This is a genomic window from Pseudomonas sp. (assembly GCF_035512415.1).
GTDB lineage: Bacteria > Pseudomonadota > Gammaproteobacteria > Pseudomonadales > Pseudomonadaceae > Aquipseudomonas.
In genome coordinates this window covers 311,055-323,393 of sequence record NZ_DATKDZ010000005.1, presented here as the reverse complement: position 1 = coordinate 323,393, position 12,339 = coordinate 311,055, and the positions used below count along the sequence as shown (strand labels likewise).

Here is a 12,339-nt window from a genome sequence, read left to right as displayed (position 1 = left end):
GCTCTGGGGCGGCTTCGTAGGGTGGATCACGCTTCACCGATCCACCAATTTGGGCGTGAGTGGTGGATGAATAAGGCGTCATCCACCCTACATTTACCGCACCTGCACCACCACCTTGCCCACGGCCTTGCGCTGGCCCAGGGTGTCGATGGCTGCGCCGGCCTGTTCCAGTGGGAAGGTCTGCGACACCAGGGGCTTGAGCTTGCCTTCGGCATGCCAGGCGAACAGCTGCTGGAAATTGCTGGCGTTGTCCTGGGGCTGGCGCTGGGCGAAGGAGCCCCAGAATACGCCGACCACTGCCGCGCCCTTGAGCAGGGCGAGGTTGACCGGCAGCTCGGGGATGCGTCCGCTGGCGAAGCCCACCACCAGCAGGCGGCCGTTCCAGGCGATGCAGCGGATAGCGGCATCGAACAGGTCGCCACCCACCGGGTCGTAGATCACGTCCGCGCCCTGGCCGCCGGTCAGGCGTTTGACTTCGTCCTTGAGGCTGCCTTCGCTGTAGTTGATCAGCTCGTCGGCACCGGCCGCCCGGGCCACTTCCAGCTTTTCGGCGCTGCTCGCTGCGGCGATCACCCTGGCACCCATGGCCTTGCCGATTTCCACCGCCGCCAGGCCGACACCGCCGGATGCGCCGAGCACCAGCAGGGTTTCACCCGGTTGCAGATTGGCGCGCTGCTTGAGGGCGTGCATCGAGGTGCCGTAGGTCATACCGAAGGCGGCAGCGCTGGCAAAATCCATGCTCGCCGGGATCGGCATGACGTTATAGCCGGGTACCGCCACTTCTTCGGCAAAGCTGCCCCAGCCGGTCAGGGCCATGACCCGGTCGCCGACTTTCAGGTGGCTGACTTTTTCGCCCACCGCGCTGACCACGCCGGCTGCTTCGCCACCCGGAGAGAACGGGAAGGGCGGCTTGAACTGGTATTTGCCTTCGATGATCAGGGTGTCGGGAAAGTTGACCCCGGCCGCATGGACTTGCAGGAGCACTTCGTTCTTCTTCGCTTCGGGGCTGGCGACTTCTTCCAGTACCAGGGTTTCGGCGGGGCCGAAGGCTTTGCACAGCACGGCTTTCATCGGGCGATTCCTCTCGGGTTGATGGGGTTGCAGTGTAGGGGGGCACAGGTCGCGGTCAACGAGCATGCCTGCTCCTGATGGCCTTGCATAAGCATAGGGCTTGGGCCTGGCCGCCGCTGTGGCTATGCTAGGGGCTGCTAGCCGTACCGGCCCCTTGAGGAATACACCGTGAAAGTCTGGATCGCATTGCTGATGGCCCTGTCCCTGCCGCTGTTGGCGCAGGCCGAGGAGGACGAAAAAACTGCGGAGGAGGCGGTCCCTGTAGTGGCCTATGTCTCCCTGTTCCCGGCCCTGGTGGGCAATTTCGGCACGGGGCCGAAGCTCAAGTTCTTCAAGGCGGATATTTCCCTGCGGGTCGCCAGTGTCGAGGCCGAGACTGCGGTCAAGCACCACGATCCGCTGATCCGCAATCAGTTGGTGATGCTGTTTTCGGAGCAGACCGAGGCCAGCATGGCGGCGGCTGATTCCAAGGAGTTGCTGCGTCAGCAGGCGCTCAAGCAGGTTCAGGATGTGCTCACCGCGGAAGAGGGCAAGCCGCTGGTGGAGGACCTGCTGTTCAATAACCTGATTATTCAGTAGCCCGTACCTGCTGCCATTCGCAGGTGCAATTGCGGCCCTGATGTTTGGCCTGGTAGAGCGCCTGGTCGCTCTGAGCGATCAGCATATAGGGTTGGTTGTCTTGGCTCGGCTCGATACAGGCCAGGCCAATGCTCAGGGTTATCCGCCCGAGTGGGCTGCCTGGGTGGGGAATGTCCAGTTCAGCCAGCTGCTGGTGCACCCGGGCGGCCACCAGGGCCCCGCTGTGCAGGCCGGCGTTGGCCAGGATGATGGCGAATTCTTCGCCGCCATAGCGACAGGCGGCATCGTCCTCGCGCTGCATGCAGCGCTGCAGCAGTTCGGCGACCTGCTGCAGGACATCGTCACCGGCCAGGTGGCCGAGTTGGTCGTTATAGGCCTTGAAGTAGTCGATATCCAGCATCAGCAGGGTCAGCGAAGCGTTATGCCGGCGCATGCGCCGCCACTCGCTGGCCAGGCGGTTATCGAAGTAACGGCGGTTATACAGGCCGGTCAGGCCGTCCTGTTGCGACAGGCGCTGCAGTTGCGCCTCGATCTGCAGGCGTTCGTTGTTATCGCGGGAAACCCCGATCAGGTATTCATGGCCATTGAGGACCATTAGCTGGGCGCTGATTTCGGCGGCCTGCAGGCTGCCATCGCGGCGGCGCATCTGCCTTTGGAATATCTGTGACAGCTTGTCCTGTTGCGCCTGGCGCACGCCTTCCAGCCACTGGTGAAAGCCCGGCAGCAGCTGCTCAGGGTCTTCCTTGAGCAGCTGGCTGAAGGTCTCGGCGCTATAGCCCAGGCTGCTGTACATGGCTTGGTTCATATGCAGGATGTCGCGGGTCTGCGGGTCGATGATAAACAGGCCGTCGCGGCTGGAGTCGGTCAGGTCGAGCACCAGTTGCAGGCGTTCCCGGCTGTCACGCAGCACTCGCTCAATCTGTTCGCGCTGGCTGACCTGTTCGTTCAGCTGGCGATTGCTGTTGTGCAGGGCGTGGGCGCGGCGGGCATTTTCCAGGGCCAGGGCGAGGGCGGCGACCAGCAGCAGGCTGATAATCAGGCTGGCACCGAGGACGAACTCGGGCAATGGCGTGCTCAGGCGCTGTACCAGGTGTTCGCTGGGCTTGAGGCGCAGCGCGAAGTTGCTGTTATTCAGCAGCTGCAACGCCACCACCTGCTGCAGGGCTTCTACTGTCGGGCCGGGGGTACGACGGTAAATGGGTTGTCCGCCCTCCAGCAGGGAGGCGCTGAAGTCGCCGTTGTCGAGGCTGCTGAGCAGCTCGTCCATCAGTTGTTCGACGCGAAACACGCCTTGCAGAAAACCGTCGAAGACCGGTTGCTGTTGCGCATTGGCGATATACAGCGGGGTGTAGAGGATAAAACCGCGGCCACCCTGGACCAGAGCGAAGCTGTTGGAGAAGCGCGGTGCGCCGCTGGCCTTGGCCTGCATCGCCAGGTTGAAGTTGGGGTGGGCCGGGGTCAGGCGGAATTGCTGGGCGGCTTCGTTGCCTTGCAGGGGTTCGATCCAGCGCATGGCGAGATCGCTGCCCAGCCACTGGATGGCCTGATAGCCCTTGAAGTGGTTGAGGGAAAACTGGCTGTCGAGGGTCCACTCATCCCTGGGGATGCGGCCGCGATGGTTCCATGCCTGCGCCAGGCGCTGCAGGTCGTCGACCTGATAGATCAGGCTGGCTTCCAGCTGGCGGGCCAGGCTGTGGGCCTGATAACTCACGCGCTCGGCAATACGCTGCTGTTGCGCGCTCAGCAGTTGCTGCCAGACCAGCAGGCTGGCCAGGCATAGCGTCAGCAGCAGGGCTGCAAGCGCGAGGTGGGCTGGCCAGGGCGAGAGAGAGCGCTGTGACATAGATAGCCCCAAAAGGTTCCTCTACCTAATAGCACAGTGCTATTTCAGCGCATAGCCAGGATTGCCGCCCACTCCTGGCTGCTGACGGGCATCACCGACAGGCGGCTGCCTTTCTGTACCAGTGGTAGCTCCAGCAGGGCACTCTGCGCTTTCAGTTGCGCCAGCGGGATAACCTGCCGGAAGGCCTCGACAAAGGCCACATCGAGGGCGCTCCAGGGGTTCTTGGCGGTGCTGGCCTTGGCATCGAAGTAGTGGCTCTCTGGCTCTAGCGCCGTGGGGTCGGGGTAGTGCGCTGAGACAATCCGGGCGATGCCGGCGATACCTGGCTGCGGGCAACTGGAGTGATAGAAGAAGAACAGGTCGTCCGTTTGCATGCTGCGGATAAAGTTGCGCGCCTGGTAATTGCGCACCCCGTCCCAGCGGGTTTGCCCCAGACGCTGCAGGTCGTGGATCGAGAGTTCGTCGGGCTCCGACTTCATCAACCAATAAGGCATGAACTTTGCTCCTGTATGCCAGTCCTTAAACGGGCCGACCCGGTCGGCGCGACTCAGGCAGTGTCTGTACCGGCCTGGCTGTCAGGCCGCCGCGGGGTCAATAAGAATAAACGCCACGGGTCCACTGTGGGATCATGCCTGCAAGGGGGAGGCATTCCATGAAAAAACGTAAACCAGATGTGTTGTGGGTATTGGTGATTCTGTTCAGCCTGGGCGTGGTAACAACGGGTTATACCCAGAGTCTATGGGAGCGCCAGCCGGACGTGCCAGTCATTCAGCACGCCGCCGGTTGAGTCAGCCGAGTGCCGCAAGGAGTGCGGCACCATGCACCTTTTCAGTACCAGGCTTTGTCCGTCACTGTCGCTTGCAGCGGCACATCCCAGCTGGCCAGCGCCAGTCGATCCACCTGCTGACATTCGTGAGCCAGGCCGAGTAGCGTCGGTTTGTGCCAATTTTTGCGCATTTTCCGGTAGGCCAGGCTGCGGTCATAGAATCCGCCGCCCATGCCCAGGCGTCCGCCGTGGCGATCGAAGCCGACCAAAGGCAGCAGAATCAGATCCAGCGCCCAGATCTTGCGTTGCCGTGCGCGGTTGCGTCGCGGTTCGGCAATGCCGAAGCGGTTGGGTCGTAGCGCCTCGCCCGCAGTGATGCGTTGAAACACCATCTTGCTCTGCGACCAGGGACTGAGTACCGGCAGGTAGGTCGCCTTGCCGCAGCGCTGGGCGGCGCGCAGCAGGGGGCGGGGGTCGATCTCGCCGTCATTGGGCAGGTACAGGGCAATATGCCGGGCGCGGCGGAACAGCGGATGCTGCGCCAGCTGCCGGTACAGGCCGCGGGCGGCCTGGCGTTGGGCCTGGCGACCGAGCGCGCGCCGCTGCTGGCGCAACTGGCGACGCAGTTGCGCACGGCTGAGAGCGCTGGATTCGATCATGGTTGCTGGCGCTGGCCGTTACCGCGGAGGGGCAACGGGCTGGAAAGAGTGACTCCCCGACGTGCCGCTGTCGGTTTAGCCCTTGAACCCGAAAGTTCAAGGTGGAGGGTGCAGGAGGCGTTAAGGCTTTCCGTCAGGCGGACATGCACACCGGCCTCAACATGCAACCTCCGGGTTTGTGCGTATCGGCTCAGGGACATCACCAACTGGCGCACACTCCAGGGAGCGGTGGCCAGTATACCCGAAAGCGTCGGCGAATCAGCTGCCGCGTTCATCCGCGTCGCTGTCGAGGGCGTGATCGACCCGGCTGAGCAGGCTGCGCACCTGCTCGCTGTTGGCGCTGGCCTGTTGGTCAAGGTGTTGCTGTTTGTGTAACAGGTCGTGGGTGATGTTCAGGGCGGCCATGACCGCGACGCGGTCGGCTCCGATGACTTTGCCGCTCGAGCGAATCTCACGCATCTTGCCGTCTAGGTAACGCGCGGCGCTCTCCAGATTGCTGCGTTCATCGCTCGGGCAGGCGATGCAATATTCTTTGTCCAGGATCTGGACGGTAACCGTATTCGACTGAGTCATTAATCCTGCTCCAGGGCTTTCAGGCGCGAAATCATGGATTCGACCTTATGCCGGGCCATTTCGTTCTTTTCAATAAGATGGGCGCGTTCCTCGCGCCAAGCCTTTTCATTTGCCAGGAGAGCGCGGTTGTGGGCCTTGAGCTGCTCGACACGCTGGATCAGCAAGTCCAGCTTGGTCGTAAGGGCATGCAGGTCGGCATCTTCCATGGAATCTTCTACTCGTGGGTAAATGAGCGGGACTGAGAAGCGAAAAATAGCGTCTTTCAGTCGTCTTCGACAGTGTCGGAGGCGCTGTTGAAGCGTTTTCTAGCCAACCATTCAAGTCGTAATGCCTGCACATGTAAAACCTTGCGCAGGCCTTTCTGTACGCGGCGCTGGCTGATGATAAGCGCCAGCCGCGAGAGTGTCTGGGTGCGGCGAGCAATGCGGATGTCGGGGTGTTCGCGGATGTTGCGCACGGCGGCCGAAACAATGGTGCCGCTGTAGGCCTGGGGTGCGCTGATCTCGACTCGCGGGATGGGCGGCTCCTTTTCATTGAGAATGGCGCAAAATTTCGATGCGCCGATGGCCTGGCTGTAGATCAGGTGTTCAAGGGCATCGAGCTGAGCCTTGGCCTGGGCATCGCCTGGGGCGCATGACTCCAGATGCGGCATGGGGTAGACGACTATCTTATAGACCTCGAACGGGTCGAGCACGCTCATGGCCACCGCATCGGTGCGCTGGTTGGTCAGGTGCCTTTTGATGCGCGTGCGGATCGACTCTTTGGTCTGGCCGACATAGATAGGTTCATTGTCGTAATCATAAAAGGCATACACGCCCCACTTGTAGTTGCCGAGCTTGAGCGGCCTCTGGGTCAGTGGGTTGATCACTTCCTGGTTGAGAAAGTCGTCCAGCAGGCGGCGCAGCTCCCGGGTCTCCAGGGGCAGCTCGTTGGTGGACATGGAGGCCGCGGGGACGTCCTGGATCACCATGGTCAGCTGTTCGTGCAGGCTCACAGAGCCTCCCGCAGTTGCTGCTGGGCGCGTTGCAGGGGCAGCAGCAGGTGCTGGTTGAGGTGCGCCACCACCGCCACCACGACGCCGTCCCCCAGCAGGCGATAGGCGTCGTTGTAGTTGGTGGGCAGCCGATAGCTGTCGGCCAGGCCCATCAGCCGTGCGGCCTCGCGGGGGGAAATCAGCCGCGAGCGAATCGACTGGCCGTGAACGATCATGATGGTCTGCCGGCTGGAGCCGCCGGAAGGGGTGCGCAGGCAGCCGGCGATACCGTCGAAGCGCACTTCGGCGCGCTGCAGGTTATTGCGTGTGCGCTTGTAGATGGTGCCCACCTGCAGCCTGCCGAGCTGCTGGGCGGCCAGCACCTTCTGTCGGTTCAGTGGGCTCATCAGCGCCAGCAGCCGTTGCGTCTGCGCCTCGCTATGCCAGCTCACGCCGCTGGGCTCGGCCTCGATAATGTCGTCCAGGGTGTGCATGGGCGTGGCCGGTTCGGCCAGTTTCCACCAGCGCCATTGCTGTTGGACCTTCTTTGCCAGGTTGTTATGGCAGGCGATCAGCTTTTCCGGGTGCCAGGCCGGCGAAGGGCGCTGGCCGATCAGTTCGGCGGGGAGCTGCAGGGCCTGGTCGACGCAGAGGATAAACAGCCGTGGCCGCGATTGCGGCACGAACTGCACCGCGTCGATCACCAGGGCACCGAACACATAGCCTGCATCGGCAATGGCGGCGGCAATGGCTTCGAAGTCCTTGCCTTCGTGGGAGGTCAGGGTGCCGTAGACGTTCTCGATAACGATCATGCCCGGCTTGCGCCCGCCCTGCGCCAATTCGCGAATCAGGCGCATAAAGCCCCAGAACGAGCCCGAGCGCTGACCGCGCAAGCCGGCACCGTTGCCCGCCAGGGATAGGTCCTGGCAAGGGAACGAGGCCCAGGCCAGATCCGCGTGGCCGGGCAGGTCGTGGCCGCTCAGGGCATTGATATCGTCGACCCGCAGATGCTCGCCGCCCCAGTTGGCGACATAGGACTCGGCCTTCTTGGCGGAAAAGTCGTTGGCAAAGCTGCAGGTCCATTCTTCGCCAAGGCCTGCGCGGGCCATGCCGCCACCGGCAAAGAATTCATAGAAAAACGGCATGTGACGCTTACCTTGTGCACAGACTGAGGTCGGAACGCGGTGGGCTGGGGCGGATCCGTCGAGCACCTTGAATAGTCTTGGCGCGCTTGCCGGTGCTAGGATACAAGGCCTCCATTCTAGTGATTGCGCAGCTTTGCGCCTAGTTATCTATGCCAACTTCGAACTCTCCGTACGCCGCTTTCGCCGCCCTGCTCACCAGCAGCGGCCATTCCGTTTCCCCGGCCGAGTTGCATGGCCTGTTGCTCGGTCGCAGTTGTGCCGGTGCCGGTTTTGATATCGAGCCCTGGCTGATCGATGCCGCCGAGCTGCTCGGTACCGCCGCCGAAGACACCGTGCGCCAGGCCTTGATCGGTCTGCAGGAAATGGTCAAGAACGAGCTGTCGAGCAACGATGTCACCGTGGTGCTGCTGTTGCCCAGCGACGATGCGCCGCTTGGCGAACGCGCCGTGGCGCTGGGACAATGGTGTCAGGGCTTTCTCGGCGGCTTCGGTCTGACCGTGCGCGACAAGGCCCTGAGCGCCGAGGCCATGGAAGTGCTGCAGGACCTGTCGGCCATTGCCCAGGTGCAGAACGCCCTGGAAGAGTCCGAGGACGGCGAGAGCGATTACATGGAAGTGATGGAGTACCTGCGCGTTGCGCCGCTGCTGCTGTTTAGCGAGTGCGCCAAGCCCGAAGCGCCGGCGGTAAAACCTTCGCTGCATTGATTTTTATGTCAGCTCTTTTCATGTAACTGGAAGTGGACCCTATCTGCCCATGATCAGCATCCCCAAGTCGGAATACGCCCGTCGGCGCAAGGCGCTGATGGCGCAGATGGAACCCAACAGCATCGCGATTCTGCCGGCTGCGCCGGTGTATATCCGCAACCGCGATGTCGAGCATATCTACCGCCAGGACAGCGACTTCCAGTACCTCTCCGGCTTTCCCGAGCCGGAGGCGGTAATTGCGCTGATTCCCGGGCGCGAGCATGGCGAGTACGTATTGTTCTGCCGCGAGCGCGATCCGCTGCGGGAAATGTGGGACGGTCTGCGCGCCGGCCAGGATGGTGCGATCAGCCAGTACGGTGCCGATGATGCTTTCCCGATTGGTGATATCGACGACATCCTGCCGGGGTTGATCGAGGGCCGCGACCGGGTCTATTCCTCCATGGGCACCCACCATGAGTTCGACCGCCAACTGATGGAGTGGATCAACGTGATCCGCTCCAAGGCGCGCCAGGGGGCCTCGCCGCCCAACGAATTCATCACCCTCGAACACCTGCTGCACGACCTGCGCCTGTACAAGTCGGCGGCCGAAGTCAAAGTCATGAAGGAAGCGGCGGAGATCTCCTGCCGCGCCCACGTGCGCGCCATGCAGGCCAGCCGCGCCGGCTTGTTCGAGTACCACCTGGAAGCCGAGCTGGATTACGAGTTCCGCAAGGGCGGGGCGAAGATGCCGGCCTATGGCAGCATCGTCGCCGCCGGCAAGAACGCCTGCATCCTGCATTACCGCGAGAACGACGCGCCGCTGAAAGACGGCGACCTGGTGTTGATCGACGCCGGTTGCGAGATTGACTGCTACGCCAGCGACATCACCCGCACCTTCCCGGTCAGTGGCAAATTCTCCCCCGAACAGAAGGCCATCTACGAGCTGGTGCTGGCTTCCCAGGAAGCCGCGTTCAAGGAAATCGGCCCTGGCAAACACTGGAACCAGGCCCATGAAGCCACGGTGCAGGTAATCACCGCCGGGCTGGTTGAGCTTGGCCTGTTGCAGGGCGATGTCGCCGAGCTGATCGCCACTGAGGCCTACAAACCCTTCTATATGCACCGTGCCGGCCACTGGCTGGGTATGGATGTGCACGATGTCGGCGAGTACAAGGTCGGCGGCGAATGGCGCGAGCTGGAAGTCGGCATGGCCATGACCGTTGAGCCGGGCATCTATATCGCCATGGACAATCAGGACGTGGCGAAGAAGTGGCGCGGCATCGGTGTGCGCATCGAGGACGACGTGGTGGTGACCAAGACCGGTTGCGAGATTCTCACCAGCGGCGTGCCGAAAACCGTCGCCGAGATCGAAGCGCTGATGGCCGCCGCACGCAGCGTGGCTGCCTAAATCATGCAACGCGTCGACATTGCGATTATCGGTGGCGGCCTGGTCGGTGCCAGCCTGGCCGTGGCCCTGCAGGCCGAGGCCAAGCAGCGCGGCTGGAGCATTTGCCTGATCGAGCCATTCACCCCGGGCAACGGTTATCAGCCCAGCTACGATGCGCGCTCCACTGCGCTGTCGTTTGGTTCGCAGCAGATCTACCAGCGCCTCGGCCTGTGGCAGCAGATCAGCCAGCGCGCCGAACCGATCAAGCAGATTCATGTCTCCGACCGTGGCCGTTTCGCCGCCGCGCGCCTCAGCGCCGAGGAAGAAGGCGTGCCGGCGCTGGGTTATGTGGTGGAAAACGCCTGGCTCGGCGAATGTCTGTGGCAGGCGCTGGACCAGCAGGTGGTGAGCTGGCGCAGCCCGGCGCAGGTTACGCGTATGCAGGCCCTGGCCGATGGCTACCGCCTGAGCCTGGACGATGGCAGCGAGCTTGAATGCAACCTGGCGATTCTCGCCGAGGGCGGCCGTTCTGGGTTGCGTGAGCAACTGGGTATCGCCGTCAGTAGTACGCCGTATGGACAGAGCGCGCTGATCGCCAATATCAGCCCGCAAGAGGCGCATAACGGTCTGGCCTTCGAGCGCTTTACCGAAGAAGGGCCGATGGCCATGCTGCCGCTGGCGGATAACCGCTGCGCTCTGGTCTGGACCCGCGCCACCCTGGAAGCCGAACGGCTTTCTGAGCTGGGCGATGCGGCGTTTCTCGCCGAGCTGCAGCAGGCCTTCGGTTATCGCCTGGGCAGTCTGCGTCAGGTCGGTGCGCGCCATCTCTATCCGCTGGCACTGACTGCGGCCAAGGAGCAGGTGCGTCAGCATCTGGTGGTACTCGGCAATGCCGCGCACAGCCTGCATCCGATTGCCGGCCAGGGCTACAACCTGTCGCTGCGCGACACCCTGGTGTTGGCGGAAACCCTGTTGGCCAGCAGCGCGCCGTTGGGCGATCTAGCGACCCTGCAGCGTTATCTGAATAGTCAGCAGATGGACCAGCAGCTGACCGTGGGTTTTTCCGACCAGGTCACCCGCTTGTTCAGCACCGGCCAGCCGCTGTTGGCCGCTGGGCGCAATCTCGGCCTGCTTGGCCTGGATCTGCTACCCCCGGCGAAACGCTGGTTTGCCCGCCAGGCCATGGGCCTGGGCACCCGGCCGCAGTAGCAGCCAGGCACTCTCTTAAGGAAGCATGATGCAAGCGGATCTGATTATCGTTGGTGCTGGAATGGTGGGCAGTGCCCTGGCGCTGGCCCTGCAGGATCAGGGGCTGGAAATTCTGCTGATCGATGGCGGCCCGCTGAGCGTCAAACCCTTTGACCCGCAGGCTGCCTTCGAGCCACGGGTCAGCGCCCTGTCGGTGGCCAGTCAGCGCATTCTCGACCGCCTCGGCGTATGGGACGGCATCGCCGTGCGGCGCGCCTGCCCCTATGGCGAGATGCAGGTGTGGGACGGCTCCGGCACCGGGCAGATTCATTTCAGCGCCGCCAGCGTGCATGCCGAATCGCTTGGCCATATCGTCGAGAACCGGGTAGTGCAGGATGCCCTGCTCGAGCGCCTGCACGACAGCTCGATTGGCCTGCTGCCGGGCGCGCGCCTGGAGCAGTTGCGCCGCTCCGGCGATGGCTGGCTGCTGAGCCTGAATGACGGCCGCGAACTGCGTGCGCCATTACTGATTGCCGCAGACGGGGCCAACTCGGCGGTGCGTCGCCTGGCCGGTTGCGCCACCCGCGAATGGGATTACCTGCACCACGCCATCGTCACCAGCGTGCGTTGCAGCAAGCCGCACCAGGCCACCGCCTGGCAGCGCTTTACCGATGACGGTCCATTGGCCTTTCTGCCGCTGGCTGGCCCCGAAGGCGAGCATTGGTGCTCGATTGTCTGGTCGGTCACCCCAGCTGAAGCCGAGCGCCTGATGGCCCTGGACGAGGCCGATTTCCGTCGCGCCCTCGGTTTTGCCTTCGAACACCGGCTGGGCGATATCCTCCACGCCGATCCACGCCTGTGCATTCCACTGCGTCAGCGTCACGCCAAACGCTATGTCGAAGAGGGCCTGGTCCTGGTCGGCGATGCGGCCCACAGCATCCATCCGCTGGCCGGTCAGGGCGTCAACCTGGGCTTTCTCGATGTCGCGGTGCTGGCCGATGTGCTGCAGCATGCCGCACAGCGCGGCGAGCGCCTGAGCGATGTGAAGGTGTTGAGCCGCTACGAGCGCCGGCGCATGCCGCACAACCTGGCGATGATGGCGGCGATGGAAGGCTTCGAGCGGCTGTTCCAGGCCGACCCGCTGCCCGTGCGCTGGCTGCGCAATGCCGGGCTCAACTGGGTCGACGACCTGCCCGAGGCCAAGGCGCTGTTTGTGCGTCAGGCCCTGGGCCTGGCCGGCGATCTGCCGGAGCTGGCGCGGGCCTGAGGCCGGGCCTGTTGCCTTCGGCGCACCCAGGCCGCCCAGCAGTATTTCGATTGTTCCCGACGGTCCGGGCTCGGTGCCGCGCCGCGCCCGGCTTTTGCGCCGGGCTTGATCTGGATCATGGCGGATTGATCTTGCGAAGCGAACAATGGTTGAGAAACTAAATGCTATTCACTAGTATTTGGCTCCTTAATCAGTCCTTAGCAAGAGG

Annotated in this window: 14 protein-coding genes and 1 other RNA gene; 6 read left to right on the top strand and 9 right to left on the bottom strand. The window is 63.2% G+C overall.

The annotated features are described in order from the left end of the window. Positions 1-93: 93 nt before the first annotated feature. Positions 94-1,071: an NADPH:quinone oxidoreductase family protein gene (locus tag VMP31_RS02780; protein ID WP_325503830.1), complete on the bottom strand. Its 978-nt coding sequence runs from the start codon at positions 1,069-1,071 to the stop codon at positions 94-96. A gap of 168 nt (positions 1,072-1,239) precedes the next feature. On the opposite strand from VMP31_RS02780, the gene VMP31_RS02775 reads away from it, so the two are divergent. Next, a complete protein-coding gene (locus tag VMP31_RS02775; RefSeq protein WP_325503828.1) occupies positions 1,240-1,650 on the top strand; it encodes a flagellar basal body-associated FliL family protein in 411 nt (136 codons plus the stop codon). On the opposite strand, the gene VMP31_RS02770 is transcribed toward VMP31_RS02775, so the two are convergent. Beyond that, the gene (locus VMP31_RS02770) at positions 1,640-3,493 is read right to left on the bottom strand and encodes a diguanylate cyclase (RefSeq protein ID WP_325503826.1); all 1,854 of its coding nucleotides are present in this window, start codon (positions 3,491-3,493) and stop codon (positions 1,640-1,642) included. The genes VMP31_RS02775 and VMP31_RS02770 overlap by 11 nt on opposite strands. 44 nt (positions 3,494-3,537) lie before the next feature. Further along, positions 3,538-3,987 (bottom strand): EVE domain-containing protein, encoded by a 450-nt coding sequence (locus tag VMP31_RS02765; RefSeq protein WP_325503824.1) that lies wholly within the window; start codon positions 3,985-3,987, stop codon positions 3,538-3,540. 158 nt (positions 3,988-4,145) lie between these two features. Between VMP31_RS02765 and VMP31_RS02760 the strand changes: the two genes are divergently transcribed. Further along, positions 4,146-4,280, top strand: a complete 135-nt coding sequence (locus VMP31_RS02760) for a hypothetical protein (protein ID WP_325503822.1) — start codon at positions 4,146-4,148, stop codon at positions 4,278-4,280. A gap of 41 nt (positions 4,281-4,321) precedes the next feature. On the opposite strand, the gene VMP31_RS02755 is transcribed toward VMP31_RS02760, so the two are convergent. The 6 genes from VMP31_RS02755 to VMP31_RS02730 all read right to left on the bottom strand — a co-directional run bounded on the left by VMP31_RS02755 (position 4,322) and on the right by VMP31_RS02730 (position 7,609). Continuing rightward, entirely contained in the window at positions 4,322-4,918 is a 597-nt protein-coding gene (locus tag VMP31_RS02755) for a 5-formyltetrahydrofolate cyclo-ligase (protein WP_325503820.1), read from the bottom strand. Between the two features lie 49 nt (positions 4,919-4,967). Then, positions 4,968-5,146, bottom strand: a non-coding RNA gene (gene ssrS / locus VMP31_RS02750) — 6S RNA. A 30-nt stretch (positions 5,147-5,176) separates the two neighbouring features. Further along, positions 5,177-5,491, bottom strand: coding sequence for a cell division protein ZapA (locus tag VMP31_RS02745; protein WP_325503818.1), 315 nt, complete (start codon positions 5,489-5,491; stop codon positions 5,177-5,179). After that, positions 5,491-5,697, bottom strand: a complete 207-nt coding sequence (locus VMP31_RS02740) for a TIGR02449 family protein (RefSeq protein WP_325503817.1) — start codon at positions 5,695-5,697, stop codon at positions 5,491-5,493. The genes VMP31_RS02745 and VMP31_RS02740 overlap by 1 nt, the downstream gene beginning before the upstream one ends. Before the next feature lie 56 nt (positions 5,698-5,753). Continuing rightward, positions 5,754-6,485: a GIY-YIG nuclease family protein gene (locus VMP31_RS02735; RefSeq protein ID WP_325503815.1), complete on the bottom strand. Its 732-nt coding sequence runs from the start codon at positions 6,483-6,485 to the stop codon at positions 5,754-5,756. Further along, entirely contained in the window at positions 6,482-7,609 is a 1,128-nt protein-coding gene (locus tag VMP31_RS02730; protein ID WP_325503813.1) for a DNA cytosine methyltransferase, read from the bottom strand. Before VMP31_RS02730 ends, VMP31_RS02735 begins: the two co-directional genes overlap by 4 nt. 149 nt (positions 7,610-7,758) lie before the next feature. Here VMP31_RS02730 and VMP31_RS02725 point away from each other — a divergent pair, with 149 nt between their 5' ends. Genes VMP31_RS02725 through VMP31_RS02710 form a run of 4 tightly spaced genes read left to right on the top strand, consistent with a single transcriptional unit; the run spans position 7,759 to position 12,131 of the window. After that, positions 7,759-8,313, top strand: coding sequence for a YecA family protein (locus VMP31_RS02725; protein WP_325503811.1), 555 nt, complete (start codon positions 7,759-7,761; stop codon positions 8,311-8,313). Between the two features lie 49 nt (positions 8,314-8,362). After that, positions 8,363-9,697: a Xaa-Pro aminopeptidase gene (pepP, locus tag VMP31_RS02720; protein WP_325503810.1), complete on the top strand. Its 1,335-nt coding sequence runs from the start codon at positions 8,363-8,365 to the stop codon at positions 9,695-9,697. A gap of 3 nt (positions 9,698-9,700) precedes the next feature. Further along, positions 9,701-10,885, top strand: coding sequence for a 2-octaprenyl-6-methoxyphenyl hydroxylase (gene ubiH, locus VMP31_RS02715; protein WP_325503808.1), 1,185 nt, complete (start codon positions 9,701-9,703; stop codon positions 10,883-10,885). A 28-nt stretch (positions 10,886-10,913) separates the two neighbouring features. Further along, the gene (locus tag VMP31_RS02710) at positions 10,914-12,131 is read left to right on the top strand and encodes a 2-octaprenyl-3-methyl-6-methoxy-1,4-benzoquinol hydroxylase (RefSeq protein WP_325503806.1); all 1,218 of its coding nucleotides are present in this window, start codon (positions 10,914-10,916) and stop codon (positions 12,129-12,131) included. Positions 12,132-12,339: the final 208 nt, after the last annotated feature.

Excerpts from the sequence above, each read along its gene's own strand:
- VMP31_RS02780 (WP_325503830.1), bottom strand. The coding sequence starts at position 1,071 with ATGAAAGCCGTGCTGTGCAAAGCCTTCGGCCCCGCCGAAACCCTGGTA.
- VMP31_RS02770 (WP_325503826.1), bottom strand. The coding sequence starts at position 3,493 with ATGTCACAGCGCTCTCTCTCGCCCTGGCCAGCCCACCTCGCGCTTGCA.
- VMP31_RS02765 (WP_325503824.1), bottom strand. The coding sequence starts at position 3,987 with ATGCCTTATTGGTTGATGAAGTCGGAGCCCGACGAACTCTCGATCCAC.
- VMP31_RS02760 (WP_325503822.1), top strand. The coding sequence starts at position 4,146 with ATGAAAAAACGTAAACCAGATGTGTTGTGGGTATTGGTGATTCTGTTC.
- VMP31_RS02755 (WP_325503820.1), bottom strand. The coding sequence starts at position 4,918 with ATGATCGAATCCAGCGCTCTCAGCCGTGCGCAACTGCGTCGCCAGTTG.
- VMP31_RS02745 (WP_325503818.1), bottom strand. The coding sequence starts at position 5,491 with ATGACTCAGTCGAATACGGTTACCGTCCAGATCCTGGACAAAGAATAT.
- VMP31_RS02740 (WP_325503817.1), bottom strand. The coding sequence starts at position 5,697 with ATGGAAGATGCCGACCTGCATGCCCTTACGACCAAGCTGGACTTGCTG.
- VMP31_RS02730 (WP_325503813.1), bottom strand. The coding sequence starts at position 7,609 with ATGCCGTTTTTCTATGAATTCTTTGCCGGTGGCGGCATGGCCCGCGCA.
- VMP31_RS02725 (WP_325503811.1), top strand. The coding sequence starts at position 7,759 with ATGCCAACTTCGAACTCTCCGTACGCCGCTTTCGCCGCCCTGCTCACC.
- pepP (WP_325503810.1), top strand. The coding sequence starts at position 8,363 with ATGATCAGCATCCCCAAGTCGGAATACGCCCGTCGGCGCAAGGCGCTG.
- ubiH (WP_325503808.1), top strand. The coding sequence starts at position 9,701 with ATGCAACGCGTCGACATTGCGATTATCGGTGGCGGCCTGGTCGGTGCC.
- VMP31_RS02710 (WP_325503806.1), top strand. The coding sequence starts at position 10,914 with ATGCAAGCGGATCTGATTATCGTTGGTGCTGGAATGGTGGGCAGTGCC.